1 protein-coding gene is annotated in these 429 nt (G+C 34.5%); it reads left to right on the forward strand.

Translation table 11 applies throughout. From position 1 onward, the window contains the following. Positions 1-61 precede the first annotated feature (61 nt). On the forward strand, positions 62-429 hold a 368-nt coding region (locus C1I99_RS35520; RefSeq protein WP_499877956.1), incomplete at its 3' end, for a UDP-galactopyranose mutase.

Here is a 429-nt window from a genome sequence, read left to right on the forward strand (position 1 = left end):
TTATAATGGTGAAATCTACAGTATGCCATTTAACATGTACACATTTAATAAACTTTGGGGTGTGATTACACCAGATGAAGCTAAGGCTAAAATTGAGGAACAAAAGAAGAGCGTTAAGCTTGATGGCAAACCAGCTAACTTAGAAGAACAAGCAATTTCTTTAGTTGGTCCCGATGTTTATCAAAAACTAGTTAAAGGTTATACAGAAAAACAATGGGGACAAGCTGCAACTGATTTACCTTCGTTCATTATTCGTCGCTTACCAGTACGTTTTACATATGACAACAACTATTTTAATGATCCATATCAAGGTATTCCAGTAGGTGGATATACTCAAATTATTGAAAAGATGTTAGACCACGAACTAATCGAAGTTGAGACCGGTGTTGATTTCTTTGATCATAAAGAAGAATATATTAATTCTGGAGC

This window comes from Micromonospora deserti, assembly GCF_003236335.1.
GTDB classification, from domain to species: domain Bacteria; phylum Actinomycetota; class Actinomycetes; order Mycobacteriales; family Micromonosporaceae; genus Micromonospora; species Micromonospora deserti.